The organism is Pseudomonas sp. P110(2024), assembly GCF_057480795.1.
Genome location: NZ_JBLIYT010000002.1, coordinates 177,775 through 203,582 on the forward strand (window position 1 = coordinate 177,775; position 25,808 = coordinate 203,582).

The window sequence follows — 25,808 nt, forward strand, 5'->3', positions numbered from 1 at the left end:
GTCCAGGCGATGCAGATTCGTGCACAAGGCCTATGCTTGAAGGTATGACCTGTTGCACCAACAGGAGGTCCGCACCATGAGCATCAAATCCAGGCGTTGCGCCCTCGTCTTCGCCCTGGTCGCGGTGGCCGGGCTTTATGGCTCGGCCTGCTGGCGGGTCGAGCTGCTGCGAAGCCAGCCCAACACGGCGGCCAGTTGCGTCCACGAACACTGCGTTCCCCACAGCGCCACCCTGAGCGCCGTCAGGTAGAGAAAATCACTCCTCGACGCTCATGTACTCTTTCGCCCAGCGGATGTAGTCCTCGGGCTGGGTGTAGGTGTGCGAAAGCTCGGTGGCGCCGAGGCTGTCCGACTTGTGCTGCTGGCCACGCTGCTGGCGCAGGCAGTCGTAGGTGGCCTTGATCGCGGCGAAGTAGGCGGCATGGCCATCGACCACGATGCGCACGCCCAGGCGCGCCAGGCGTTCGTCGTCGCGCAGGTTCGGGTTGGCGTAGGTGACCAGCATCAGCGGCACGCTCAGGTGCTCGGCGATCTGCTCCAACTGCTCGAAGTCCTTCACCCCCACCATGCAGATGCCATCGGCGCCGGCCTTCTGGTAGCTCTGGGTGCGGACGATGATTTCCTCGGTGGTGAGCACGCCAGCATTGGTCCGGGCGATGATCGCCAGCGCCGAATCGACACGTGCCTCCAGCGCCGCGCGAATCTTGCCCACGCCCTCCTCCACCGAGATCAGGTCGGTGGACTTGCGGCCGAACTGGGCCGGCAGCAAGGTGTCCTCGATGGTCAGCGCGGCCACGCCGGCGCGCTCCAGCTCGATGACCGTGCGCATCACATTGAGCGCATTGCCATAGCCGTGGTCGGCGTCGGCGAGCACCGGCAACTGGGCCACGCGCCCGATGCGGGTGGCCTGCTCGACGAACTCGCTGAGGGTGATCAGGGCGAAGTCCGGCGCGGCCAGGACCTGCAACGAGGCGACCGAGCCGCCGAGGATGCCGACTTCGAAGCCCAGGTCCGCGGCGATACGGGCGGACATCGGGTCGAAGACCGAAGCGGTGTGATAGCACGAACCTGAAGCAAGCAGTTCGCGAAAGGCAAAACGCAGATCGTGGTGGGAAGCCTTGGGCATGATCACTCCGCTTGTAATGAAATTTGTGAACGGCTGACAACCGACCCCTGTATCGGGTCTACCTGACTGTTCCAACCGTCGCCATCAGGGCGGTCATGCTCGACATGCAGGCAGAGGAATAGAAGGTGTGGACATACAGCGACGCGAAACCCTGCGGCAAACAGCTGCACCATGCTGGTGCAGCCCCCGGATTTCAGCCTCTGCGGCCCTGCCACGATATCACGCGGTCATGCATCGCTGGATGAATGCGCTAATGCCGATCTTGCATAGGGGATGCATGGAGTACATAGGTAGCTATGTAACTCAGGCTACAATACGCCCCCATTGACGATCCCATCGCACGACAAGCCCACGACGCCTCGCGCTCGTGCCAGCTCTGACCACAAGGTATCCACCGTGACTGCCGCCCTGCCCCCCACCGTCCTGCGTAGCGTCCTGACCGCCCTGATGCTGGCGATCTTCCTCGGCGCACTCGACCAGACCATCGTCGCCGTGTCCATGCCGGCGATCTCCGCGCAGTTCAATGACGTCGGGCTGCTGGCCTGGGTCATCTCCGGCTACATGGTGGCCATGACCATCGCGGTGCCGATCTACGGCAAGCTCGGCGACCTGTATGGTCGGCGGCGCATGATCCTCACCGGCACTGCCCTGTTCACCCTGGCCTCGGTGGCCTGCGGCCTGGCCCAGGACATGCCGCAGCTGGTGCTGGCGCGGGTGCTCCAGGGCATCGGCGCCGGCGGCATGGTGTCGGTGAGCCAGGCGATCATCGGCGACTTCGTGCCACCGCGCGAGCGCGGACGCTACCAGGGCTATTTCAGCAGTATGTACGCCCTGGCCAGTGTCGCCGGGCCGGTGCTCGGCGGCTGGCTGACCGAGTACCTGTCCTGGCGCTGGGTGTTCTGGATCAACCTGCCGCTGGGACTGGTCGCCCTGTGGGTCATCCATCGGGCGCTGGACGGGTTGTCGGTCAAGCGCCGCGAGGCCCGGGTGGACTACCTGGGCGCTGTGTTGATGATCGTTGGTCTGGGCAGCCTGCTGCTGGGCATCACCCTGGTCGGCCAGGGGCATGCCTGGCTGTCGTCGCAGGTGCTGGCGCTGCTGGGTTGCGCGCTGCTCGGGCTGCTGGCGTTCATCGCCCACGAGCGCCGTTGCCGCGAGCCGCTGCTGCCGCTGAGCCTGTTCGGCAATCGGGTGGCGGTGCTGTGCTGGTGCGTGATCTTCTTCGCCAGCTTCCAGTCGATTTCGCTGACCATGCTCATGCCCCTGCGCTACCAGGGCATTACCGGTGCGGGTGCCGACAGCGCGGCGCTGCACCTGCTGCCACTGGCCATGGGGCTGCCCGTCGGCGCCTTCACCGGTGGACGCATGACCAGCCGCACCGGCCGCTTCAAACCGCAGATCCTGACCGGAGCACTGCTGATGCCGCTAGCCATTGCCGCCATGGCGCTGACACCACCACAGTCGGGCTTGCTCGGCGCGGTGTTCATGCTGCTGACCGGCATCGCCTGCGGCCTGCAGTTCCCCACCTCGCTGGTGGGCACGCAAAGCGCGGTGGACAGCAGGGACATCGGCGTGGCGACCAGTACCACCAACCTGTTCCGCTCGCTCGGCGGGGCGATGGGGGTGGCGTGCATGTCGAGCCTGTTGCTGGCGCTGCTGCATCAGGGCGGCTTCGAAATGCTGGGCAACCCGCTGCTGGGGAGCCTCAAGACCGGCGAGGCGGATCCGCAGACGCAGGCGCGCTTGTTGGAAACCTTCCGCGACCTGCTGCTGGTCAGTGCCGGCGCTTCGCTGATCGGACTGCTGGCGGCGCTGGCCTTACCCGACCGGCAGTTGCGCGGGCGCTAGCTGTCTGCGCCCACAGGGGGTACTAACGCCCCCTTAATCGCAAAGGAGTAACACTTCCTCACAATCCTTAACAAAGTGTCATTTGCGCAAGCCTGGGCTCAAGCGCAGCATATCCAGCCCGGTATCGACCCATTTTTCGACATCGGCCAACAGGTCGAAGCTGTCCGGCAGCAGCAGCCAGCGGCCGATCAGGCCGTCCACATAGGCAAACATGGCCACGGCAGCCCGATCGATATCGAGCTCCCCGGGCAACTGGCCACGACGTACCGCATTGCCCAGGGCCAGGGCGATGCTCTGATGGCAGTCCAGCACCGCGCCCTGGCGTTGCTGGCGAATCTCACACATGTCGTCGGTGAACTCGCACTTGTGATGCAGGATTTCATTGATACGCCGGGTACGGGCATCGAGCACCAGCTCGTTGAACACTTGCAGCAAGAGCTTGCGCATGCAGCCGAGCGGGTCGAGTTCGTCCTCGCTTTCACTGGCCCGGGCCAGGTGGTCATGGGTTTCGTGCAGGCTATCGAGCAGCGCCTGCACCAACTCCGCCTTGTTGCTGAAATGCCAGTAGATCGCCCCGCGGGTCACCCCCGCGAGCTCGGCGATGTCGGCCAGGGTGGTACGCGCGACACCGCGCTTGTAGAAGGCCTTTTCCGCCGCCTCAATGATCTGGGCACGGGTTTCCTGGGCTTCTTCTTTGGTTCGACGGACCATGGCAGTACAACCTCATCAGGCCCCGCCCGCACATCTGGCGGACGGGAATCGGGCCGGGGCGAGCATTTTATGGGCCACTCCCGGGTGCATGTGGACGATCCGCGGCGACTCACCGACGGTATTTACAAACAACCATGAATGTAAGTATATTCCTTAGCAAGCTATTTATCCACCGGATAGCGTTTTTCTCTTAAGACTCTTCCACTATATTCTTGAGCTCCCTTGCTCCTGCGACCCGAGGATCCTCATGCAATTCAAGCCAGCCGTAACCGCCCTGGTTTCCGCCGTGGCCCTGGCAACCCTGCTCAGTGGCTGTAAGAAAGAGGAAGCAGCGCCTGCGCCGCAGGCTCCTCAGGTCGGCGTCGTGACCGTGCAACCGCAAGCCTTCACCCTGACCTCGGAACTGCCGGGGCGTACCAGCGCCTACCGGGTGGCCGAGGTTCGCCCGCAGGTGAACGGCATCATTCTCAAGCGCCTGTTCAAGGAAGGCACCGACGTCAAGGAAGGGCAGCAGCTCTACCAGATCGACCCGGCCGTCTACGAGGCGACCCTGGCCAACGCCCAGGCCAACCTGCAGGCTACCCGCTCGCTGGCCGAACGCTACAAGCAACTGATCGACGAGCAGGCCGTCTCCAAGCAGGAATACGACGACGCCAATGCCAAACGATTGCAGGCCGAGGCCTCGCTCAAGAGCGCCCAGATCGACCTGCGCTACACCAAGGTACTGGCCCCGATCAGTGGCCGCATCGGTCGCTCCTCGGTCACCGAAGGCGCCCTGGTGAACAACGGCCAGACCAACGCCATGGCCACCATCCAGCAGCTCGATCCAATCTACGTCGACGTCACCCAGTCCACCGCCGAGCTGCTCAAGCTGCGTCGTGACCTGGAAAGCGGCCAACTGCAGAAGGCCGGCGACAACGCCGCCCAGGTGCAACTGGTGCTGGAGGACGGCAGCCTGTTCAAGCAACAGGGTCGCCTGGAGTTCTCCGAAGTCGCCGTCGACGAGACCACAGGCTCGGTCACCCTGCGCGCGATCTTCCCCAACCCCGACCACACCCTGCTGCCTGGCATGTTCGTGCATGCGCGGCTCAAGGCCGGGGTCAACGCCAACGCCATCCTGGCCCCGCAACAGGGCGTGACCCGCGACCTCAAGGGCGCGCCGACCGCGCTGGTGGTCAACCAGGAGAACAAGGTCGAACTGCGCCAGCTCAAGGCCAGCCGCACCTTGGGCAGCGACTGGCTGATCGAGGAAGGCCTGAACCCGGGCGATCGTCTGATCACCGAAGGGCTGCAGTTCGTGCGACCGGGCGTCGAGGTCAAGGTCAGCGAAGCCACCAACGTCAAGAAGCCGGCCGGCCCTGCTCAGGCCAACACGGCCAAAGCCGACGCCAAAGCGGAGTAAACCATGTCGAAGTTCTTTATCGATCGCCCGATCTTCGCCTGGGTGATCGCCCTGGTGATCATGCTGGTCGGCGCCCTGTCGATCCTGAAGCTGCCGATCAACCAGTACCCGAGCATCGCCCCGCCGGCCATCGCCATCTCCGTGACCTACCCGGGCGCCTCGGCGCAGACGGTGCAGGACACCGTGGTGCAGGTGATCGAGCAACAGCTCAACGGTATCGACAACCTGCGTTATGTGTCGTCGGAAAGTAACTCCGACGGCAGCATGACCATCACCGCCACCTTCGAGCAGGGCACCAACTCCGACACCGCGCAGGTCCAGGTCCAGAACAAGCTGAACCTGGCCACCCCGCTGTTGCCGCAGGAAGTGCAGCAGCAAGGTATCCGCGTCACCAAGGCCGTGAAGAACTTCCTGCTGGTGATCGGCCTGGTGTCCGAAGACGGCAGCATGAGCAAGGACGACCTGGCCAACTACATCGTCTCCAACATGCAGGACCCGATCTCGCGGACCGCGGGCGTCGGTGACTTCCAGGTGTTCGGTGCGCAGTACGCCATGCGTATCTGGCTGGATCCGGCCAAGCTGAACAAGTTCCAGCTGACCCCGGTCGACGTGCGCACCGCCGTGGCCGCGCAGAACGTCCAGGTCTCGTCCGGCCAGCTCGGCGGCCTGCCAGCACTGCCGGGCACCCAGCTCAACGCCACCATCATCGGCAAGACCCGCCTGCAGACCGCCGAGCAGTTCGAGAAGATCCTGCTCAAGGTCAACAACGACGGCTCCCAGGTACGCCTGGGCGATGTCGCCACGGTCGGCCTGGGCGGCGAGAACTACGCCATCAGCGCCCAGTACAACGGCAAGCCGGCCTCGGGCCTGGCGGTCAAGCTGGCCACCGGCGCCAACGCCCTGGACACCGCCAAGGCGCTGCGCACCACCATCAGCGACCTGGAGCCATTCTTCCCGCCGGGCGTGAAGGCCGTATTCCCGTATGACACCACGCCAGTGGTCACCGAATCGATCAGCGGGGTGATCCACACCCTGATCGAGGCCGTGGTTCTGGTGTTCCTGGTGATGTACCTGTTCCTGCAGAACTTCCGCGCCACCATCATCACCACCATGACCGTGCCGGTGGTGTTGCTGGGTACTTTCGGCATCCTTGCCGCCGCAGGCTTCAGCATCAACACCCTGACCATGTTCGCCATGGTCCTGGCCATCGGCCTGCTGGTGGACGACGCCATCGTCGTGGTGGAGAACGTCGAGCGGGTGATGTCCGAGGAAGGGTTGCCGCCCAAGGAGGCAACCAAGCGCTCCATGGAGCAGATCCAGGGCGCCCTGGTGGGTATCGCCCTGGTCCTGTCGGCGGTACTGCTGCCGATGGCCTTCTTCGGCGGTTCCACCGGTGTGATCTATCGCCAGTTCTCCATCACCATCGTCTCGGCCATGGGCCTGTCGGTGCTGGTGGCGCTGATCTTCACCCCGGCCCTGTGCGCCACCATGCTCAAGCCGCTCAAGAAGGGCGAGCACCATGTGGCCAAGCGCGGCTTCTTCGGCTGGTTCAACCGCAACTTCGACCGCAGCGTCGCCGGCTACGAACGCAGCGTCGGCACCATCCTGCGCAACAAGATCCCGTTCCTGCTGGCCTACGCCCTGATCGTGGTCGGCATGATCTGGCTGTTCGCGCGCATCCCCACCGCGTTCCTGCCCGAGGAAGACCAGGGCGTGCTGTTCGCCCAGGTGCAGACCCCGGCCGGCTCCAGTGCCGAGCGCACCCAGGTGGTGGTCGACCAGATGCGCGAGTACCTGCTCGACAAGGAAGCCGATACCGTGGCTTCGGTGTTCACCGTCAACGGCTTCAACTTCGCCGGTCGTGGCCAGAGCTCGGGCATGGCCTTCATCATGCTCAAGCCGTGGGGCGAGCGCTCGAAGGAGAACAGCGTGTTCGCCCTCGCCCAGCGCGCGCAGATGCACTTCTTCAGCTTCCGTGACGCGATGGTGTTCGCCTTCGCCCCGCCGGCGGTACTCGAACTGGGTAACGCCACCGGCTTCGACGTGTTCCTCCAGGACCGCGCCGGCGTCGGCCACGCGAAACTGATGGAAGCGCGCAACCAGTTCCTGGCCAACGCCGCGCAGAGCAAGATCCTCAGCGCCGTGCGTCCGAACGGCCTGAACGACGAGCCACAGTACCAACTGACCATCGACGACGAACGCGCCAGTGCCCTGGGCGTGACCATCGCCGACATCAACAACACCCTGTCGATCGCCCTGGGCGGTAGCTACGTCAACGACTTCATCGACCGCGGTCGGGTCAAGAAGGTCTACATCCAGGGCGAGCCAAACTCGCGGATGAGCCCGGAAGACCTGCAGAAGTGGTACGTGCGCAACGGCAAGGGTGAAATGGTGCCGTTCTCCTCCTTCGCCAAGGGCGAATGGAGCTACGGCTCACCGAAGCTGTCGCGCTACAACGGCGTGGAAGCGGTCGAGATCCTCGGTACCCCGGCCCCGGGCTACAGTACCGGTGAGGCCATGGCCGAAGTCGAGCGCATCGCCGGCGAACTGCCAACCGGCATCGGCTACTCCTGGACCGGCATGTCCTACGAGGAAAAACTCTCCGGCTCGCAGATGCCGGCGCTGTTCGCCCTCTCGGTACTGTTCGTGTTCCTGTGCCTGGCGGCGCTGTACGAAAGCTGGTCGATCCCGATCGCGGTCGTGCTCGTGGTACCGCTGGGCATCATCGGTGCCCTGCTCGCCACCAGCCTGCGTGGGTTGTCCAACGACGTGTACTTCCTGGTCGGCCTGCTGACCACGATCGGCCTGGCGGCGAAGAACGCCATCCTGATCGTCGAGTTTGCCAAGGAACTGCACGAGCAAGGCCGCAGCCTGTACGACGCGGCGATCGAGGCGTGCCGCATGCGTCTGCGCCCGATCATCATGACCTCGCTGGCGTTCATCCTCGGCGTGGTACCGTTGACCATCGCCAGCGGCGCCGGCGCCGGCAGCCAGCACGCCATTGGTACCGGCGTGATCGGCGGCATGATCAGTGCGACCGTGCTGGCCATCTTCTGGGTACCGCTATTCTTCGTCGCAGTGTCGTCGCTGTTCGGCAGCAAAGAGCCGAAAGAACACGCCACCCCTGAAACTCCACGTTATGAGGCTGGGCAATGACCAAGTCTTTGTTGTCCCTGGCGGTAACCGCCTTCATCCTCGGCGGCTGCTCGCTGATCCCCGACTACCAGACGCCCGAGGCGCCGGTGGCCGCGCAGTGGCCGCAAGGCCCTGCGTACTCGCCGACCGAGTCGGCCAACGTTGCCGCGGCCGAGCAAGGCTGGCGCCAGTTCTTCCACGACCCGGCGCTGCAGCAACTGATCCAGACGTCGCTGGAAAACAACCGCGACCTGCGCGTCGCGGCGCTGAACATCGACGCCTACCGCGCCCAGTACCGCATCCAGCGCGCCGACCTGCTGCCGGCGGTATCGGCCAATGGCAGCGGTAGCCGCCAGCGGCTGCCGGCGAACATGTCGCAGACCGGCGAGGCATCCATCAGCAGCCAGTACTCGGCCACCCTGGGTGTCAGCGCTTATGAACTGGACCTGTTCGGCCGTGTGCGCAGCCTGACCCAACAGGCCCTGGAAACCTACCTGTCCAGCGAGCAGGCGCGTCGCTCCACGCAGATCAGCCTGGTGGCCAGCGTGGCCAACGCCTATTACACCTGGCAGGCCGACCAGGCGTTGCTGAAGCTGACCGAAGAAACGCTCAAGACGTACGAAGAGAGCTACAACCTGACCCGCCGCAGCAATGAGGTGGGCGTGGCTTCGGCGCTGGACCTGAGCCAGGCCCGCACCGCCGTCGAAGGAGCGCGGGTCAAGCTGTCGCAGTACCAGCGCCTGGTCGCCCAGGACCTGAACAGCCTCACCGTGCTGGTAGGTACCGGCGTGCCGGCCAACCTGCCCAAGCCGCTGGAGCTCAATGCCGACCAACTGGCCGAAGTGCCGGCGGGCCTGCCGTCCGACATCCTGCAACGTCGTCCGGACATCCAGGAAGCCGAGCACCTGCTCAAGGCCGCCAACGCCAACATCGGCGCCGCCCGCGCCGCGTTCTTCCCGAGCATCAGCCTGACCGCCAACGCCGGTACCCTGAGCCCGGACATGGGCGGGCTGTTCAAGGGTGGTTCGGGCACCTGGCTGTTCCAGCCGCAGATCAACCTGCCGATCTTCAACGCCGGTAGCCTCAAGGCCAGCCTGGACTACTCGAAGATCCAGAAGGACATCAACGTCGCCAAGTACGAAAAGACCATTCAGACCGCCTTCCAGGAAGTCGCCGATGGCCTGGCCGCACGCAAGACGTTCGAGGAGCAGCTGCAGGCGCAACGTGACCTGGTGGCCGCCAACCAGGACTACTACCGCCTGGCCGAGCGCCGCTACCGCATCGGAATCGACAGCAACCTGACCTTCCTCGACGCCCAGCGCAACCTGTTCAGCGCCCAGCAGTCGCTGATCGGCGATCGCCTGTCGCAGCTGGTCAGCGAGGTCAACCTGTACAAGGCCCTCGGTGGCGGCTGGTACGAGCAGACCCAGCAACAAGCCTCGATCCAGACGCCGAAAGGCTGATTGGCCCGGTAACGCATCAAGCCCACCCTTGCGGTGGGCTTTTTGTTGCCCGCGATGACGCTCGGTCAACATTACGTTCGATAATCGCCCCATTCCGCGTTCCACGAATTGCCTCGCCCCCACCCTCCCCCGCACCATCGCCCACGCAACGTTGCACTCGTTCTCTCTAATGACGCCCACCCCTGCGGTCCGTACCCGCAGTGCACCGGCTCGCCCAATAAAAACAAGAGATCCACGACAGATGAGCACTTTGCAACCCGCACGCCAGCTGCTCCCGGGCCTGTTGGCCCTGTCCTGCGCCCTGCCCGCCGTCGCCGCCGAAAGCGGTTTCCTGGAAGACGCCAAGGCCAGCCTCAACCTGCGCAACTTCTACATCAACCGCAACTTCGTCGACCCGGCCAACCCTCAGGGCAAGGCCGAGGAATGGACCCAGAGCTTTATCCTCGACGCTCGCTCCGGCTTCACCCAGGGCACCGTCGGCTTCGGTGTCGACGTGCTGGGGCTGTACTCGGTCAAGCTCGACGGTGGCAAGGGCACGGCCGGCACTCACCTGCTGCCGGTGCATGACGATGGCCGCCCGGCCGATGATTTCGGCCGCCTGGGCGTGGCATTCAAGGCGCGCCTGTCGCAGACCGAACTCAAGGTCGGCGAGTGGATGCCGGTGCTGCCGATCCTGCGTTCGGACGATGGCCGCTCGCTGCCGCAGACGTTCCGCGGCGGCCAGCTCACCGCCAAGGAGATCGAAGGCCTGACCCTCTATGCCGGCCAGTTCCGCGGTAACAGCCCGCGCAACGACGCGAGCATGGAAGACATGTTCATGCAGGGGCGCGCCGGCATCACCTCCGACCGCTTCAACTTCGCCGGTGGCGAATACAGCTTCAACGACAAGCGCACGATGGTCGGCCTGTGGGATGCCCGACTCAAGGACATCTACCGCCAACAGTACCTGAACCTGGTCCACAGCCAGCCGCTGGGCGACTGGACCTTGGGCGCCAACCTGGGCTACTTCCTCGGCAAGGAAGAGGGTAGCGCCCGCGCCGGCGACCTCGACAACCGTACGGCCTCGGCCATGCTTTCGGCACGTTACCAGGGCCACACCTTCTACATCGGCCTGCAGAAGGTCAGCGGCGATGACGCCTGGATGCGGGTCAACGGCACCAGCGGCGGCACCCTGGCCAACGACAGCTACAACGCCAGCTTCGATAATGCCAAGGAGCGCTCCTGGCAAGTGCGCCATGACTTCAACTTCGTCACCGTGGGCATCCCTGGGCTGACCCTGATGAACCGCTACATCAAGGGTGACAACGTGCACGCCGGTGGGGTGGACGATGGCAAGGAGTGGGCCAGGGAGACCGAGCTGGCCTATGTGGTACAGGCCGGGACGTTCAAGGACCTTTCGGTGAAATGGCGCAACTCGACCATGCGCAGGGACTTCAGCAGCAATGCGTTCGACGAGAACCGACTGATCGTCAGTTACCCACTCAATCTTCTTTGATGCCATCGCGGGACAAGCCCGCTCCCACATCGTCCGCACAAGAGAGGAGCGGCGTGGGAGTGGGTTTTCCTCAAATAATCAAAAGACATATTCAAATCAAATCAAATTCTTTGACGCTATATGCGAGAACTCGCTAAAACCAAGCTCCGATCCCCGCCCCAGAGCCCGAGCATGGACCTGCGCCAACTGCGCTACTTCATCGCCCTTACCGAATACCGCAGTTTCGTCCGCGCTGCCGAAGCCATGGGCATCACCCAACCCGCCTTCAGCCGCGCCATCCAGAACCTCGAACAGGCCTTCGGCTGCGCCCTGGTCGATCGCGCCAACAAGTCACTGCGCCCAACTCCCGAGGGGCAGGTGGTACTGCAACACGCCCGTCGCCTGGTGCAAGGCGCGGCGCAGTTGAACAACGAAGTGCTGCAGATGACCAAGCTCGATGCCGGCGAACTGCATTTCGGCAGCGGCCCGGCACTGGCCGTGCGCCTGGTGCCCCAGGCCCTGCAACAGTTCATCGAGCGCCATCCGGGCATCCGCACCGCGCTGCTGGTGGACAACGCCGAACGCCTGGGCCAGGCGCTGCGGCGCGAGCAGATCGAGTTCTTCGTCGATGACGTGCGCACCTTCGAGGCCGACCCGAACTTCCACACCGAACCGCTGACCCCGCGCCCCGGCCTGTTCTTCTGCCGCCCCGGGCACCCATTGCTGGCCAAGGACAGCTTGTCGACCAACGACTTGTTCGCCTATCCCCTGGCCAGTGCATTGCTGGCGCCGGGCGTGCGCAAGCGCCTGGCCAACCTCAGCGGACGCAGCGACTTCACCCCGCACCTGCAGACCGAGCACCTGGCGGTGCTGCGCAGTGTGGTGCTGGCCAGCGACGCCATCGGCACGGCCAGTGAGGAGGCGGTGGCCGAGGACCTGGCCGCCGGCGATCTGGTGCGCCTGCACTGGCGCAACCTGCCGCCAGGCCTGGAGGTGCTCAGCGTCCGCTGCGGGGTGATCAGCCGCAGCGGCTATCGCCTGTCACCGGCGGCACGGGCGATGATCGACACCCTGGTCAGCCTGGATGCTGCCCCATCGCCCGCAGACGCCGGGCATCGACAATCTCCACCTCGCCATAGCCCAGGCGTACCACGCCGGACTGCTCGAAGCTCTTGAGGATCTGGTTGATGGTCTGGCGCGACAGCGACAGCATCAGCGCCAGCTGTTCCTGGGACACCTGCAGCCGCCACTGGGCGACATCGCGCTCGCCGTAGCCTTCGGCCATCTGCAGCAGGCGCTGTGCCACCCGCGGCGCGGCGGACAGCAGGCTCTGCTGCTCCAGGGCAACGAACACCCAGCGCAACTTGTGGCTCATCAGCAAGGCCAGCTCACGCCAATGCACAGGCTCGCGCGCCAGCCACTCGAGCAGCGGCGCCTGGGGGATCCACAGCAGGCGCGTCGGTCCTTCGGCATAGGCGTCATGGGTACGCGGCTGGCCGTCGAAGAGGCTGATCTCGCCGAACCAGTGGGGCGATTCAACCAACGTCAACAACGCCTCCTTGCCCTCGCTGCTGACCGCGCCGACCCGCATCGTCCCCTCGAGCACCGCATACAGGCCACAGGGCGCATCGCCGCGCTGGAACAGGCACTGCCCCGGCGCCAGCTCGCGCGCACGCCCCTGAGCCAGAAGGCTATCCTGAACGGTAGCGGGCAATTGCCGGAACCACTGGCCATGCAGCAGCTGGGTACGCGGATCGTGCATGGCGCCTCGCAAAACGAACTCTGTCGGCCAGGCGACAGACGACGGTGACTGAACGGGGGCAAGCTGCGCTCACCCCTGATGGAGGAACAACAATGAAAAACCTCGTCGAGCACCTGAGTCAATACGCGACCTACCACCGCGACCCGCGCAATATCGCCACCCACTTCATCGGCATTCCGCTGATCGTGCTGGCCGTGGCCATCCTGCTGTCGCGCCCCGGCTGGGAACTGGCCGGCGTCTGGCTGTCGCCGGCGCTGTTGCTGGCGGGCTGGTCGGTGTGGTTCTACCTGCGCCTGGACCTGCGCTTCGGGCTGGTGATGGGCCTGCTGCTAGGGCTGTGCCTGTGGGCCGGCCAGGCGCTGGCCGTACAGAGCACCGGGCTGTGGCTGAGCGCCGGGCTGGGGGCATTCGTGGTGGGCTGGATCATCCAGTTCGTCGGCCACTGGTACGAAGGGCGCAAGCCAGCGTTCGTCGATGACCTGAGCGGGCTGATCATCGGGCCGCTGTTCGTGGTGGCGGAGCTGGCGTTCATGGCCGGGCTGTGCCCTGAGCTGAAAAAGGCCGTGGAGGCCAATGCCGGGCCGGTGGCCATCCGCCACAAGAAAGCCGCGATCTGACCACAAGAGTCAGGGGCCGCCGCACACCCCAACGCGACACAGCCACTCCCGCAGGCTTGTGCAAACCCTGTGGGAGCGGCCTTGTGTCGCGATGGGCTGCACAGCAGCCCCGGCAATTTCTCAAGTCACCTGGGTGCGCGATTCCACCCCCAGCTCATCCCACACCGACTCGGCCAGGTGGAACGTGGCGTTGGCCGCCGGGATCCCGCAGTAGATCGCGCTCTGCATGATCACCTCCTTGATCTCCTCTCGCGTCACGCCATTATTGGCGGCAGCGCGAAGGTGCAGCTTGAGCTCTTCGTTGCGGTTCATGCCGATCAGCATGGCGATGGTGATCAGGCTGCGGGTATGTCGCGACAACCCCGGGCGCGTCCAGATATCGCCCCAGGCATGCCGGGTGATCATCTCCTGGAACTCGCCGTTGAAGTCATTGAGCTTCTCCAGACTGCGGTCGACATGAGCATCGCCCAGTACCGCGCGGCGCACTTGCATGCCCGCCTCGTAGCGTTGTTTCTCGTCCACGGTGTACTCCTCAGCGGCTCGACAGGAAGTCGAGCACACGGGCGCCGAACGGCGCGCCGATTTCGACATTGGACAGGTGCGCCGCCGCAAACTCGGCGTACTCGGCGCCATGGATGCCGGCCTGCATGAAGCGACCATGCTCGGGGGTGGTCACTGCATCTGCAGTGCCGGCGACGATCAGGGTCGGCACCTGGATGTGGGTGAGCTGGTCACGGAAATCGGCATCGCGCACCGCGGCGCAATTGGCCGCGTAGCCCTCCGGTGAAGTCTGCGCCAGCATCTGGCAGATACGCAGGGTGCGTTCCGGCTCGGCGGCGGCGAACGCCGGGGTGAACCAGCGGGCGATGGACGCATCACGCAGTTCGGCCATGGCCTGCCGGCCCCCCGCGAGCACGGTGGCGATGCGGGTGTTCCACACCTCGTCGTTGGCGATCTTCGCCGCGGTGTTGCACAGGGACAGGCTGAGCAAGCGGTTACCCGCATTGATACCCAGCCACTGACCGATCAGGCCGCCCATGGACAGGCCTATGAAGTGGGCCTTCTCGATATCCAGGGCATCGAGCAGGGTCAGCACGTCGCCGCCCAACTGCTCGATGCTGTAGGGCCCCTCGCTGACCAGCGAACCGCCATGCCCCCGGGTATCGTAGCGCAGCACACGGAAATGTTCGGCCCATGCCGGGATCTGCGCATCCCACATGTGCAGGTCGGTGCCCAGCGAATTGGACAGGACCAACACCGGCGCATCGGCCGGGCCGTCGAGTTGGTAATGCATTTCGCCATCGGCCAGTTGCAGGTGCGCCACAGCAGTCTCCTTTCAGGCAGTGAATCGTTGATGTTCGGCCACGGCGCGCGCCACCCAGACGCGGGCCTGGCCAAGGTAATGGGCCGGGTCGAGCAGGCGGTCGAGTTCGTCGGCGGACAGTTCGGCGCTGACCTGTGGCTCGTCGCCCAGCACGGCACGCAAATGGCGCTCCTCGGCCACGGCGCGCTGGCAGCATTGCTCCAGCAGGTGATGGGCACGCTCGCGCCCCAGGCGCTGGGCGAGCACGATACTGACGGCCTCGGCCAGCACCAGGCCCTGGGTCAGATCCAGGTTGCGGCGCATGCGGGCGGCGTCCACCTCCATGCCCTCGGCGATCAGCTGCGCCTGGCGCAGGGCGCCGGAGACCAGGCAACAGATTTCCGGCAGGGTTTCCCATTCGGCGTGCCACAGGCCGAGGCTACGCTCATGCTCCTGGGGCATCGCGGCGAACAATGTCGAGACCAATCCCGGTACCCGGGTGGCAGCACCGATCAGCACCGCCGCGCCCACCGGGTTACGCTTGTGCGGCATGGTCGAGGACCCGCCCTTGCCCGGCGCAGCGGGCTCGAACAGCTCGCCCGCCTCGGTCTGCATCAGCAGGCTGACATCCCGGCCGAACTTCCCCAGGCTGCCGGCGACCAGGCCCAATACCGAGGCAAACTCCACCAGGCGGTCCCGCTGGGTGTGCCACGGCTGTTCGGGCAAGGACAGTTTCAACTGCGCGGCCAGGGCTTCTGCCACCGGCAAGGCCTTGCTGCCCAGCGCCGCCAGGCTGCCCGAAGCGCCGCCAAACTGCAGTACCAGCAGGCGCGGGCGCAGCTCCTTGAGGCGCTGGCGATGACGGGTCAGGGCGCCGAGCACACCGCCCAGTTTCATCCCCAGCGTCACCGGCGTGGCATGCTGCAGCCAGGTACGCCCCACCAGCGGCGTGTCGGCATGTTGCAGGGCCTGACGAGCCAAGGTGTCGGCCAATTTGCCAAGGTCACGGTCGATCAGCGTCAGGGCGTCACGCAGTTGCAGCACCAGGCCGCTGTCCATCGCATCCTGGCTGGTCGCGCCCAAGTGCACGTAGCGCTCGGCCTCGGGCACGCCGCTGGCGACCACCTTGCCCAAAGCCTTGACCAACGGAATCGCCGAGTTGCCAGCGGTGGCGATGGCATCGGCCAAGGCACGCACGTCATAACGCTCGGCCTTGCAGGCCGTCTCGATGGCGGTCACCGCCGTGTGCGGCACTAGACCGGCACCGGCCTCGGCGCGGGCCAAGGCGGCCTCGAAATCGAGCATGCCCTGCAACCGGCCGCGGTCAGAGAAGATCTCGCGCATCGCCGGCGCGGTGAAGTAGGCGTCGAACAGTTGGTTGCTCATGCAACGTCCTTAATGATCGTGATGCAGATACGCCGCCTGCTTGGGCAGGCGCAGGCTGAACAGGAAGGCCACCGCCATCATCGCGGTCACGTACCAGTAGAAGGTGTTCTCCATGCCTAAGGTTTTCAAGCCCAGCGCCACGTATTCGGCCGAGCCGCCAAACACCGCGTTGGCCACCGCGTAGGCCAGCCCCACCCCCAGCGCACGGACCTGCGGCGGGAACATCTCGGCCTTCACCAGGCCGCTGATGGAGGTGTAGAAACTGACGATGCACAGCGCCAGGGTCACCAGCACGAAGGCCATGAACGGACTGCTCACGGTCTTCAGCGCCATCAGCAGCGGCACGGTGAAAATCGTCCCCAGGGCGCCGAACAGGAGCATCGAGTTGCGTCGACCGATACGGTCGGAGAGCATGCCGAACACCGGCTGCAGGATCATGAACAGGAACAGCGCGCCGGTCATGACGAAACTGGCGCTCTTGGCGTTCATGCCGGCGGTGTTGACCAGATACTTCTGCATGTAGGTGGTGAAGGTGTAGAAGATCAGCGAGCCACCGGCGGTGTAGCCCAATACCGTGACAAAGGCGGCGGCATGGTTGCGGAAAAGCCCGCGAATGGTACCGGCCTCCTTGTCCTGGCGGGTCTCGGCACTGCTGGTCTCCTTCAGCGAGCGGCGCAGCATCAGCGAGATCAGCGCGGCGATGGCGCCGACCACGAACGGGATGCGCCAGCCATAAGCACGCAGCTCATCCTCGGTGAGCAGCTGTTGCAGGATCACCACCACCAGCACCGCCAGCAACTGGCCGCCGATCAGGGTGACGTACTGGAACGAAGCGAAGAAGCCGCGCTGACCGCGCAAGGCCACTTCGCTCATGTAGGTGGCAGTGGTGCCGTACTCGCCGCCCACCGACAGGCCCTGGATTAGCCGCGCCAGGAGCAGCAGCGCCGGCGCCCAGGCGCCAATGCTGGCGTAGGTGGGCAGGCAGGCGATGATCAGCGAGCCGCCGCACATCATCAGCACCGAGATCATCAGCGAATTCTTGCGCCCGTGCCGGTCGGCCAGGCGGCCGAAGATCCAGCCACCGATGGGGCGCATCAGAAAGCCCGCGGCGAACACGCCTGCCGTGTTGAGCAACTGCACGGTGGGGTCATCGGAGGGAAAGAAGGCCGGTGCAAAGTAGATCGCGCAGAAGGCGTAGACATAGAAGTCGAACCATTCCACCAGGTTGCCCGAGGAGGCGCCGACGATGGCGAAGATCCGCTTGCTGCGTTCTTCGCCGGTGTAATAGCTGGAAGTCATGGTGTTTTTACTCCTGGGAGGTCACTGCAAAGTCTAGACATACCCAGTAACAATCTCGTTCCCTGTCAGACACGGCGCCCTGTAGGAGCGGCCTTTCGCGACACAAGACCGCTCCTACAGGGCGCGCGTCCAACTTCAGACCCGCTCGATGGCCAGTGCCAACCCTTGGCCAACTCCGACGCACATGGTCGCCAACCCCTTGCGCCCACCGCTCCTCTCCAGCTGATGCAACGCCGTCAGCACCAACCGCGCCCCGCTCATCCCCAGCGGATGCCCCAGGGCAATCGCACCGCCGTTAGGGTTGACCTGCGGCGCATCATCCGCCACGCCCAGCTCGCGCAGCACCGCAAGCCCCTGGCTGGCAAACGCCTCGTTGAGCTCGATGACATCGAAATCCGCCACCGCCACACCCAGCCGTTCGGTCAGTTTGCGCACCGCCGGCACCGGGCCGATCCCCATCACCCGTGGCGCCACGCCGGCACTGGCCATGCCCAGCACCCGGGCCCGTGGGGTCAGGCCATGTTTCTTCACCGCATCGGCCGAGGCCAGGATCAGTGCGGCGGCGCCATCGTTGACGCCCGATGCATTACCTGCGGTAACCGTCTTGTCCGGGCCATTGACCGGCTTGAGCCTGTTCAGCGCCTCCAGCGTGGTGTCCGGGCGCAGGTGCTCATCCTGCTCGACCACGGTCTCGCCTTTTTTATGGGCGATACGCACCGGCACGATCTCTTCGGCGAAGTAACCAGCAGCCTGCGCGGCGGCAGCCTTTTGCTGGCTGCGCAGGGCGAAGGCGTCCTGGTCGGCGCGCGACACCTGGTAATCGTCAGCGACGTTGTCGGCGGTCTCGGGCATGGCGTCCACGCCATGTTGCGCCTTCATCAACGGATTGACGAAGCGCCAGCCGATGGTGGTGTCCTCGAGCTTCATGTTGCGCGAGTAGCCGCTTTCGGCTTTTCCCATCACGAACGGCGCACGGGACATCGACTCGACGCCACCGGCGATGGCCAACTCCATCTCGCCACTGGCGATGGCGCGAAACGCGCTGCCGATGGCGTCCATGCCCGAGGCGCACAGACGATTGAGGGTCACGCCAGGAATGCTCTGCGGCAGGCCGGCCAGCAGCAGCGCCATGCGCGCCACGTTACGGTTGTCCTCGCCGGCCTGGTTGGCGCAACCGAGGAACACTTCGTCGAGCAGCTCCCACTGCACCTGCGGATTGCGCTCGACCAGCGCCTTGAGCGGCACCGCCGCCAGGTCGTCGGCGCGCACGCCGGCCAGAGCGCCACCGAAGCGGCCGATTGGGGTGCGGATGGCGTCGCAAATAAAGACGTCACGCATCAGGCTTCTCCTGCCGTCTGGCCATGGGCGGCGGCGGTGCGCGCTTCGAGGTCGCGCAGGGCGGACAGCTCGACATCGCTGGGTGCCGCGGTCTGCAGCACGTCGTCGGCGAAGCGGATCGCCCAGCCAGTGGCGGCAACGATCTGCTCGCGGGTTACGCCCGGGTGGATCGACGTGACCACGAATTCATGGGTGCCCGCTTCCGGCTCCATGATGCACAGGTCGGTGATGATGCCGACCGGCCCCTCGCCGGGCAGGCCCAGGTGCTTGCGCGAGTCACCACCTTCACCGTGGCCGACCGAGGTGATGAAATCGAGCTTGTCGACGAAGGCGCGTGGCGACTGCTTGAGGATGATCAGCACCTGCTTGGCGGAACCGGCGATCTCCGGCGCACCACCGGCACCTGGCAGGCGAGTCTTCGGCGCGTGGTAGTCGCCGACCACCGTGGTGTTGATATTGCCGAAGCGGTCGACCTGGGCCGCGCCGAGGAAACCGACGTCGATGCGCCCGCCCTGCAGCCAGTAGCGGAAGATCTCGCCGGTCGGCACCACGGTGTCGGCAGTCTCGGCCAGCTCGCCGTCACCGATGGACAGCGGCAACACACTCGGCTTGGCACCGATCGGGCCGGACTCGTAGATCAGCACGACATCGGGCGACGAGGTCAGGCGCGCCAGATTGGCGGCCTTCGACGGCAAGCCGATGCCGACGAAGCACACGGCACCGTTACGCAGGCGGCGGGCCGCCGCGACGGTCATCATTTCGGAAGTGGAGTAGCTCATTGCGCGGCCTCCGCGGTGCTGGCCAGCTTGGCCTGGAATTCGGTGAAGTCCCGGGTGCCACGGATGAAGGTGTCGATCCAGGCGGTGAACGACTCGCGGTTGCGGGCGATCGGGTCCCAGGCCTGGTAGAAGCGGTTGTCGCGCTCGTAGTAGCCGTGGGCGTAGGACGGGTGGGCGCCGCCGGGCACCAGGCACACCGCGCTGAGCGCCCAGGTCGGCAGCACGCAGGCATTCATCGGCGCATTCAAGTCATCGACGATCTCCTCGACGGTGACGATGCAGCGCTTGGCCGCCAGGGCCGCTTCCTTCTGCACGCCGAGGATGCCCCACAACAGCACGTTGCCCTTGCGGTCGGCCTTCTGCGCGTGGATCACGGTGACGTCCGGACGCACCGACGGCACAGCGGCGAGCACCTCGCCGGTGAACGGGCAGGTGACGCTCTTGATCAGCGGGTTGACCTTCGGCAGGTCGGAGCCGGCGTAGGCACGCAGCACCGCGAACGGCAGGCCGGAGGCGCCGGCGACATAGGCGTTGGCCAGGTCGGCGTGGCTGTGCTCTTCGATCTCGATGGCGTGCGGCCACTGCTTCTCCACCGCGTCGCGCAGGCGATGCAGCGAACCGACGCCGGGATTGCCACCCCAGGAGAAGATCAGCTTGCGCGCGCAACCGGCACCGATCAGCTGGTCGTAGATCAGGTCCGGGGTCATGCGCACCAGGGTCAGGTCGCGCTTGCCCTGGCGGATGATCTCGTGACCGGCCGCCGTCGGGATCAGGTGGGTGAAGCCTTCGAGGGCGACGCTGTCGCCGTCCTGGATGAACTGCTTCACAGCCTCGTGAAGCGAGAGGATTGCTGCCATTGGAGACTCCTGGTCAGGTCGAGTCGAATCAGTGAGCAGCGGGCCATTGCGTCGCTGCGATGGGCCCAGATTACGGAGGCTATCGGGGTGGTTACAATCCGATAATCGCACTTTGGTGCGATTATCGAACAGATTGTTATCTTGCTATTTATGCGCGCCCCTGTCGTCTCAGGTCGCGTCGGCGTGGCTTACCAGCCCCTTGACCACCACCGCCAGGGTGGCCAGCGCCGCCGGCACCAACAGCGCGGTCAGTACCTGCTCGAAAGTCCACCCCAGCCCCAGCAGCGTCGCCCCGCTCCAGGCACCGAGAATCGCGCCGAAGCGACCGATCCCGAGCATCCACGACACCCCAGTGGCGCGCGCCTGGGTCGGGTAGAACCGCGCTGCCAGCGAAGGCATGGCCGACTGCGCGCCGTTCACGCACATGCCGGCGACCAGCACCAGCGTGGCCAGCAAGGTAATGTTGCCCAGGCTCTGCCCCACGGCATAGGCGAAAACACCCGCCAGCAGGTAGAAGATGCCGATCACCTTGTGCGGGTTGAAGCGGTCCATCGCCCAACCCACGGCCACCGCACTGAGCACGCCGCCGAACTGGAACAATGCGCCGATGAAGGCAGCCTGCTCCATGCTCGCGCCGCTGTCACGCATCAGGGTCGGCAGCCAGCTGGTCAGCAGGTAGACGATCACCAGCCCCATGAAGTAGGTCAGCCACAGCAGCACGGTGCCCAGGCCATAAGTGCCCGAGAAGATCACCGCGAACACGTTGCGCGCCGCCACCACTTTGTGCTCAGGCACACTGAAGCTCGCAGCCTGGGCCACCAGGGCCGGGGCAATCGGCGCCAGGGTCCGGCGCACCTTCTCGGTGCCACGATTGCGCACCACCAGGAACCGCGCCGACTCCGGCAACCAGACCAACAACACCAGCGCCAGCAGCAACGGCAGCACCCCGCCGATCACCAGCAGGCTATGCCAGCCGTAGGCCGGGATCAGCTTGGCCGAGATGAAACCACCCCCGGCCATGCCCAGGTTGAAGCCACAGAACATGCTGGTCACCAGCAGCGACTTGAGCCGTTCCGGGGTGTACTCGGAAAGCAAGGTAGTGGCATTGGGCATGCCCGCCCCCAGGCCCAGGCCGGTCAGAAAGCGCAGCACCAGCAACTGGTCGACATTGGTCGCGTAGGCCGAGGCCAGGCTGAACCCACCGAACACCAGCACCGCCCCCACCAGCACGCCCTTGCGCCCGAAGCGGTCGGCCAGCGGCCCGGAGCCGAGGGCGCCGAACACCATGCCGATCAGCGCGGCGCTCATCACCGGGCCGAGGCTGGCACGGTCGATGCCCCATTCCTGAGACAGCGCCGGGGCGATGAAACCCATGGCGGCAGTGTCCAGGCCATCGAGGAAGACGATCAGGAAGCACAGGATCACCACCCGCCATTGATAGCGCGACAGCGGTTGGTCATTGATGAAGGACTGGACATCGAGGCAGTTGCCGACAGCGGATTGAGGCTTGTTCATTGTTGTTATCCGGGAGTTGGGCACAGGCAGGCTACCGGCGCATCGCTGATACGCAGGAGCAGGAAACGTTGGATACGACGGCCTGGGATCAGCCGGGCAGCAGCACTGCGCGCGGGTGTGGCCGCGACAGCAAAGGGACGGTCTTCATGGGGGATGCCCTCGGGCCTGTTGTTATTGTCCGGTCGGCGAAGCCGACTCGTGCGACAGACATTAATCAGCAGGCGTGGGTGGCGCAATTCGTCGGGAACGACACTGTGCGTTTATCGAACAGGAAACGGCAGCGCCGGTTCGACAGCTCAGCCCACATGGTATGAAAGCCCGTCTGCCGCCGATGGGGCGCAATGCGCCCCGACGTTGTTCAGCCAAACAACTGGTGACACAGGTCCCGGCTGGCAGCCAGCAGGATCGGCAGGAAACGTTGCTCCAGTTCGCCACGGCTGACCCGACCGACATGGGTGCTCACGTTCAACGCCGCCAGCACCTGCCCGGAGGCGTCATAGATCGGCACGGCAATCGAACGCAACCCCTGCTCCAGTTCCTGGTCGACCACGCACCAACCCTGCTCGCGCACCTGCTGGATGCAGGCGAACAACGATTCAGGGTCGTGCAGTGTACGGCTGGTCCGCGCCTTGAGGTCGGCCCTATCCAGATATTCGTGCAGGCTGGCATCGTCGAGCGCCGCCAAGAGGATGCGCCCCATCGAGGTGCAATAGGCCGGCAACCGCCCACCGACGGACAGGTCGACCGAGATCAACCGTTCGACCGTGGCCGAGCGCGCTATATAAAGAATGTCGTCGCCTTCCAGCGTGGCCATGTTGGCCGCTTCGTGCAGCTGGTCGCTGATCCGGTCGAGGTAGGGCTGTGCCGATACCGCCAACGGCGTCGACGACAGGTAGGCATGGCCAAGGGTCAACACCTTGGGCAACAGCGAATAAGTACGCCCGTCAGTGGTCGCGTAACCCAGCTTCATCAAAGTATGCAGACAACGCCGGACCGCCGCCCGGGGTATTTCCGTGCGGTGGCTGATCTGCGCGATGGTCAGGTGTCGCTTGCGCTCCTGGAACGCCTGGATCACTGCCAGCCCACGGGCCAGGGAAGTCATGAAGTCCGGGTCGCCGGTGAAGGCCTGAATGCGCTTGGCCGCGGACGCCACGATCGGCGGTGCCAGGGCGGGGCTGGTACTGCGCGTGGGCTCGTTTGCTGGCGGCGCGCTGGTTTCTTCGCTCATGGACATGCCTCAAAAAAATCGCTACCTCGTGCGATTATCGAACGAACGGCCGATAATCGCAATTGACCGCTGACACGTTTGCTTATACCTTTCCCCTGCCACATGTGGCTTCTTTGGAGAGACTGGTCAGGTACCCACCGTAGAAGTCCCAGGCAGCGGCCTCGCCTCCTAGCGAGGCCGTTTTCATTTCTGACAGCGAACGGTCAAAGTGGCCCCCTGACAAGTGGAACTTTCAGCACGCCAATCAGGCCAAAACTTTGGCTGGCCAGAATAACTTCCGGTCTATTGTCAATGACGCGTAAAGAACGATAGCCTTCGAATTGACGATTGCTATAATCGGCACTGTTGATTGTCAGTGCTGTATAACGGATCCAATCGATAAACTTTCGTTGCCTTCCTGACGCCAGCCCGCTGCTTGAGCAGTGGTGTGTCGTGTGGTGCACGGCAGGTCGCCCTCCCACGCCCAGTCATTCCAAGTGCAACGATGTGTACGCGCTGCCTGTATGTCCACATTCAGCATGTGTATTTAACGGCCAACGCCCAACTTAAACTATTCAGGTATGACTGTGACGAAAGAAGAACTGCGCGCCGAACTCGAGCGCCAGGCTGAACGTTACAAGGATGTTTACGGTGGTGAAGTCACCACCTATGCCGCACAACCCGACCCGGAACGCAAACCCTGGCGTAAACGTGCCAGCATTCTCGACCAGGCCTTCGCCCAGGAGATCGAGAAGATCGAAAAGGAACTGCGCAGCGACGGCGATTGAAGCTGAGCGATGCTATAGCGCCATCACCCTATGGCGATTGCAGCGAGGCATCCTGGACAAAATTGCTCGATATGAAATGGAATCACACAAATTTCATACAAGCGTTTTAATTGCGGACAACTTGCCTAAATCGTCTCAAATCGCTGATTTTTCTGAAATTTATCGATTTTTTACGGCATTTTTTCGCAACAGCCCACTCGCACGACGCGTGGATGGGGTCGACATTCCCCTGCCATCGGTCAGTGGCGGGTGCATCGATTGCAATGGTTTTCTGGCATAATCCGCCCCCCCTAAGACCGCCAGACAACCTTCATGATCGATTTATTCAGCGGACTGGATGCCTGGGTTATCGTGAGCCTGACGCTCGCTCTGACCTTCGTGCTCGCATTCGAGTTCATCAATGGCTTTCATGACACCGCCAACGCGGTAGCCACTGTCATCTATACCAAGGCCATGCCACCGCACCTGGCCGTGTTCTTCTCCGGGGTGTTCAACTTCCTCGGCGTTCTGCTCGGCGGTGTCGGGGTGGCCTACGCCATCGTCCACCTGCTTCCGGTCGAACTGCTGATCAACGTGAACACCGGCCACGGCCTGGCCATGGTCTTCTCGCTGCTGGCTGCCGCCATCACCTGGAACCTGGGCACCTGGTACTTCGGTATCCCGGCCTCCAGCTCGCACACCCTGATCGGCTCGATCCTCGGTGTCGGCCTGGCCAACGCCCTGCTCAGCGACATTCCACTGGGCGACGGCGTCAACTGGCAGAAGGCGATCGACATCGGCATGTCCCTGGTGCTTTCGCCCATGGCCGGCTTCGCTGTCGCCGCCCTGCTGCTGATCGGCCTGAAATGGTGGCGTCCGCTGTCGAAGATGCACAAGACCCCGGACCAGCGCCGCAAGCTCGACGACAAGAAGCACCCGCCGTTCTGGAACCGCCTGGTGCTGGTGATCTCGGCCATGGGCGTGAGCTTCGTGCACGGCTCCAACGATGGCCAGAAAGGCATCGGCCTGATCATGCTGGTACTGATCGGCATCGTCCCCGCCAAGTTCGTCCTCGACCTGAACAGCACCACCTACCAGATCGAGCGTACCCGTGACGCCACCCTGCACCTGAGCCAGTTCTACCAGCGCAACGCCGCCACCCTGGGCGAGTTCCTGGCGCTGGGCAAGGCGCAAGCGAGCGACCTGCCGGAGCAGTTCAGCTGCAATCCACAGCAGACCGAGCCAACCATCGCCGCGCTGCAATCGTCGCTGGCCGGCGTGACCGACTACCGCGCCCTGAGCGCCGAGAAGCGCGTCGAAGTACGTCGCTACCTGCTGTGCCTGGACGACACGGCGAAGAAGGTCGGCAAGCTGCCGGGCCTGCAGGCCCGTGAAAAGGCCGACCTGGAGAAACTGCGCAAGGACCTGACCGCCACCACCGAGTACGCACCGTTCTGGGTGATCGTCGCCGTCGCTCTGGCCCTGGGCCTGGGCACCATGGTCGGCTGGAAACGCGTGGTACTGACTGTCGGCGAGAAGATCGGCAAGCAGGGCATGACCTATGCCCAGGGCATGTCGGCCCAGATCACCGCGGCCTGCGCCATCGGCATGGCCAACGTGTTCAGCCTGCCGGTGTCCACCACCCACGTGCTGTCGTCGGGTGTCGCCGGTACCATGGTCGCCAACAAGAGCGGCCTGCAGGGCGGCACCGTGAAGACCATCCTGCTGGCCTGGGTGCTCACCCTGCCGGCAACGATGGGCCTGGCGGCTGGCCTGTTCTGGCTGGCCACCAAGGCGATAGGCTGAGTGCTGATGCAGT

Annotated in this window: 22 protein-coding genes; 10 read left to right on the forward strand and 12 right to left on the reverse strand. The window is 64.6% G+C overall.

The window, feature by feature from the left end; genetic code table 11:
* The first annotated feature begins 76 nt into the window (after positions 1-76).
* Positions 77-250 (forward strand): hypothetical protein, encoded by a 174-nt coding sequence (locus tag AC25ND_RS03770; protein ID WP_167388398.1) that lies wholly within the window; start codon positions 77-79, stop codon positions 248-250.
* Positions 251-256: 6 nt separating this feature from the next.
* On the opposite strand, the gene AC25ND_RS03775 is transcribed toward AC25ND_RS03770, so the two are convergent.
* Entirely contained in the window at positions 257-1,126 is an 870-nt protein-coding gene (locus AC25ND_RS03775; RefSeq protein ID WP_028690201.1) for an isocitrate lyase/PEP mutase family protein, read from the reverse strand.
* Positions 1,127-1,522: 396 nt separating this feature from the next.
* Between AC25ND_RS03775 and AC25ND_RS03780 the strand changes: the two genes are divergently transcribed.
* Positions 1,523-2,974 carry an MDR family MFS transporter gene (locus AC25ND_RS03780; RefSeq protein WP_028690202.1) on the forward strand — a complete coding sequence of 484 codons (1,452 nt, stop codon included), beginning with the start codon at positions 1,523-1,525 and terminating at the stop codon, positions 2,972-2,974.
* Between the two features lie 78 nt (positions 2,975-3,052).
* On the opposite strand, the gene ttgR is transcribed toward AC25ND_RS03780, so the two are convergent.
* Complete coding sequence (gene ttgR, locus AC25ND_RS03785) at positions 3,053-3,685, reverse strand: efflux transport transcriptional regulator TtgR (RefSeq protein WP_028690203.1); 633 nt, start codon at positions 3,683-3,685, stop codon at positions 3,053-3,055.
* Between the two features lie 247 nt (positions 3,686-3,932).
* On the opposite strand from ttgR, the gene ttgA reads away from it, so the two are divergent.
* From ttgA to AC25ND_RS03810, 5 genes are all read left to right on the forward strand, one after another.
* Positions 3,933-5,087, forward strand: a complete 1,155-nt coding sequence (ttgA, locus tag AC25ND_RS03790; protein ID WP_028690204.1) for a toluene efflux RND transporter periplasmic adaptor subunit TtgA — start codon at positions 3,933-3,935, stop codon at positions 5,085-5,087.
* Positions 5,088-5,090: 3 nt separating this feature from the next.
* A complete protein-coding gene (gene ttgB, locus AC25ND_RS03795; RefSeq protein WP_186594315.1) occupies positions 5,091-8,243 on the forward strand; it encodes a multidrug efflux RND transporter permease subunit TtgB in 3,153 nt (1,050 codons plus the stop codon).
* Positions 8,240-9,685, forward strand: a complete 1,446-nt coding sequence (locus AC25ND_RS03800; RefSeq protein WP_028690206.1) for an AdeC/AdeK/OprM family multidrug efflux complex outer membrane factor — start codon at positions 8,240-8,242, stop codon at positions 9,683-9,685. Before ttgB ends, AC25ND_RS03800 begins: the two co-directional genes overlap by 4 nt.
* A gap of 241 nt (positions 9,686-9,926) precedes the next feature.
* A complete protein-coding gene (locus tag AC25ND_RS03805) occupies positions 9,927-11,180 on the forward strand; it encodes an OprD family porin (protein ID WP_186594307.1) in 1,254 nt (417 codons plus the stop codon).
* A gap of 171 nt (positions 11,181-11,351) precedes the next feature.
* The gene (locus AC25ND_RS03810; protein ID WP_069016088.1) at positions 11,352-12,335 is read left to right on the forward strand and encodes a LysR family transcriptional regulator; all 984 of its coding nucleotides are present in this window, start codon (positions 11,352-11,354) and stop codon (positions 12,333-12,335) included.
* On the opposite strand, the gene AC25ND_RS03815 is transcribed toward AC25ND_RS03810, so the two are convergent.
* Positions 12,235-12,921 carry a Crp/Fnr family transcriptional regulator gene (locus AC25ND_RS03815; protein WP_186594305.1) on the reverse strand — a complete coding sequence of 229 codons (687 nt, stop codon included), beginning with the start codon at positions 12,919-12,921 and terminating at the stop codon, positions 12,235-12,237. The genes AC25ND_RS03810 and AC25ND_RS03815 overlap by 101 nt on opposite strands.
* Before the next feature lie 92 nt (positions 12,922-13,013).
* Between AC25ND_RS03815 and AC25ND_RS03820 the strand changes: the two genes are divergently transcribed.
* The gene (locus AC25ND_RS03820; RefSeq protein ID WP_028690210.1) at positions 13,014-13,538 is read left to right on the forward strand and encodes an Mpo1 family 2-hydroxy fatty acid dioxygenase; all 525 of its coding nucleotides are present in this window, start codon (positions 13,014-13,016) and stop codon (positions 13,536-13,538) included.
* Between the two features lie 120 nt (positions 13,539-13,658).
* Here AC25ND_RS03820 and pcaC read toward each other — a convergent pair whose 3' ends face one another.
* The 9 genes from pcaC to pcaR all read right to left on the reverse strand — a co-directional run bounded on the left by pcaC (position 13,659) and on the right by pcaR (position 23,243).
* A complete protein-coding gene (gene pcaC / locus AC25ND_RS03825) occupies positions 13,659-14,060 on the reverse strand; it encodes a 4-carboxymuconolactone decarboxylase (protein ID WP_028690211.1) in 402 nt (133 codons plus the stop codon).
* A 10-nt stretch (positions 14,061-14,070) separates the two neighbouring features.
* Positions 14,071-14,862, reverse strand: coding sequence for a 3-oxoadipate enol-lactonase (gene pcaD, locus AC25ND_RS03830; RefSeq protein WP_062364116.1), 792 nt, complete (start codon positions 14,860-14,862; stop codon positions 14,071-14,073).
* Between the two features lie 12 nt (positions 14,863-14,874).
* Positions 14,875-16,227: a 3-carboxy-cis,cis-muconate cycloisomerase gene (locus AC25ND_RS03835; RefSeq protein ID WP_186594301.1), complete on the reverse strand. Its 1,353-nt coding sequence runs from the start codon at positions 16,225-16,227 to the stop codon at positions 14,875-14,877.
* 9 nt (positions 16,228-16,236) lie between these two features.
* A complete protein-coding gene (locus tag AC25ND_RS03840) occupies positions 16,237-17,526 on the reverse strand; it encodes an MFS family transporter (RefSeq protein WP_028690214.1) in 1,290 nt (429 codons plus the stop codon).
* Between the two features lie 135 nt (positions 17,527-17,661).
* Positions 17,662-18,867 carry a 3-oxoadipyl-CoA thiolase gene (gene pcaF / locus AC25ND_RS03845; protein WP_182322201.1) on the reverse strand — a complete coding sequence of 402 codons (1,206 nt, stop codon included), beginning with the start codon at positions 18,865-18,867 and terminating at the stop codon, positions 17,662-17,664.
* Positions 18,864-19,643, reverse strand: coding sequence for a CoA-transferase subunit beta (locus AC25ND_RS03850; RefSeq protein WP_028690216.1), 780 nt, complete (start codon positions 19,641-19,643; stop codon positions 18,864-18,866). The genes pcaF and AC25ND_RS03850 overlap by 4 nt, the downstream gene beginning before the upstream one ends.
* Positions 19,640-20,500 carry a CoA transferase subunit A gene (locus AC25ND_RS03855; RefSeq protein WP_028690217.1) on the reverse strand — a complete coding sequence of 287 codons (861 nt, stop codon included), beginning with the start codon at positions 20,498-20,500 and terminating at the stop codon, positions 19,640-19,642. Before AC25ND_RS03855 ends, AC25ND_RS03850 begins: the two co-directional genes overlap by 4 nt.
* Positions 20,501-20,668: 168 nt before the next feature.
* Complete coding sequence (gene pcaK / locus AC25ND_RS03860) at positions 20,669-22,015, reverse strand: 4-hydroxybenzoate transporter PcaK (RefSeq protein ID WP_186594299.1); 1,347 nt, start codon at positions 22,013-22,015, stop codon at positions 20,669-20,671.
* Positions 22,016-22,373: 358 nt separating this feature from the next.
* Complete coding sequence (gene pcaR, locus AC25ND_RS03865; protein ID WP_028690220.1) at positions 22,374-23,243, reverse strand: pca regulon transcriptional regulator PcaR; 870 nt, start codon at positions 23,241-23,243, stop codon at positions 22,374-22,376.
* Positions 23,244-23,809: 566 nt separating this feature from the next.
* On the opposite strand from pcaR, the gene AC25ND_RS03870 reads away from it, so the two are divergent.
* Both AC25ND_RS03870 and AC25ND_RS03875 read left to right on the forward strand, forming a co-directional pair.
* On the forward strand, positions 23,810-24,010 hold the full coding sequence (locus AC25ND_RS03870) for a hypothetical protein (protein ID WP_028690221.1): 201 nt from the start codon (positions 23,810-23,812) through the stop codon (positions 24,008-24,010).
* A gap of 312 nt (positions 24,011-24,322) precedes the next feature.
* Complete coding sequence (locus tag AC25ND_RS03875) at positions 24,323-25,795, forward strand: inorganic phosphate transporter (protein WP_028690222.1); 1,473 nt, start codon at positions 24,323-24,325, stop codon at positions 25,793-25,795.
* Positions 25,796-25,808: the final 13 nt, after the last annotated feature.

Coding starts and splice junctions, on each gene's coding strand:
- AC25ND_RS03770 (WP_167388398.1), top strand. CDS start 77: ATGAGCATCAAATCCAGGCGTTGCGCCCTCGTCTTCGCCCTGGTCGCG.
- AC25ND_RS03775 (WP_028690201.1), bottom strand. CDS start 1,126: ATGCCCAAGGCTTCCCACCACGATCTGCGTTTTGCCTTTCGCGAACTG.
- ttgR (WP_028690203.1), bottom strand. CDS start 3,685: ATGGTCCGTCGAACCAAAGAAGAAGCCCAGGAAACCCGTGCCCAGATC.
- ttgA (WP_028690204.1), top strand. CDS start 3,933: ATGCAATTCAAGCCAGCCGTAACCGCCCTGGTTTCCGCCGTGGCCCTG.
- ttgB (WP_186594315.1), top strand. CDS start 5,091: ATGTCGAAGTTCTTTATCGATCGCCCGATCTTCGCCTGGGTGATCGCC.
- AC25ND_RS03800 (WP_028690206.1), top strand. CDS start 8,240: ATGACCAAGTCTTTGTTGTCCCTGGCGGTAACCGCCTTCATCCTCGGC.
- AC25ND_RS03805 (WP_186594307.1), top strand. CDS start 9,927: ATGAGCACTTTGCAACCCGCACGCCAGCTGCTCCCGGGCCTGTTGGCC.
- AC25ND_RS03810 (WP_069016088.1), top strand. CDS start 11,352: ATGGACCTGCGCCAACTGCGCTACTTCATCGCCCTTACCGAATACCGC.
- AC25ND_RS03815 (WP_186594305.1), bottom strand. CDS start 12,921: ATGCACGATCCGCGTACCCAGCTGCTGCATGGCCAGTGGTTCCGGCAA.
- AC25ND_RS03820 (WP_028690210.1), top strand. CDS start 13,014: ATGAAAAACCTCGTCGAGCACCTGAGTCAATACGCGACCTACCACCGC.
- AC25ND_RS03835 (WP_186594301.1), bottom strand. CDS start 16,227: ATGAGCAACCAACTGTTCGACGCCTACTTCACCGCGCCGGCGATGCGC.
- AC25ND_RS03840 (WP_028690214.1), bottom strand. CDS start 17,526: ATGACTTCCAGCTATTACACCGGCGAAGAACGCAGCAAGCGGATCTTC.
- AC25ND_RS03850 (WP_028690216.1), bottom strand. CDS start 19,643: ATGAGCTACTCCACTTCCGAAATGATGACCGTCGCGGCGGCCCGCCGC.
- AC25ND_RS03855 (WP_028690217.1), bottom strand. CDS start 20,500: ATGGCAGCAATCCTCTCGCTTCACGAGGCTGTGAAGCAGTTCATCCAG.
- pcaK (WP_186594299.1), bottom strand. CDS start 22,015: ATGAACAAGCCTCAATCCGCTGTCGGCAACTGCCTCGATGTCCAGTCC.
- pcaR (WP_028690220.1), bottom strand. CDS start 23,243: ATGAGCGAAGAAACCAGCGCGCCGCCAGCAAACGAGCCCACGCGCAGT.
- AC25ND_RS03875 (WP_028690222.1), top strand. CDS start 24,323: ATGATCGATTTATTCAGCGGACTGGATGCCTGGGTTATCGTGAGCCTG.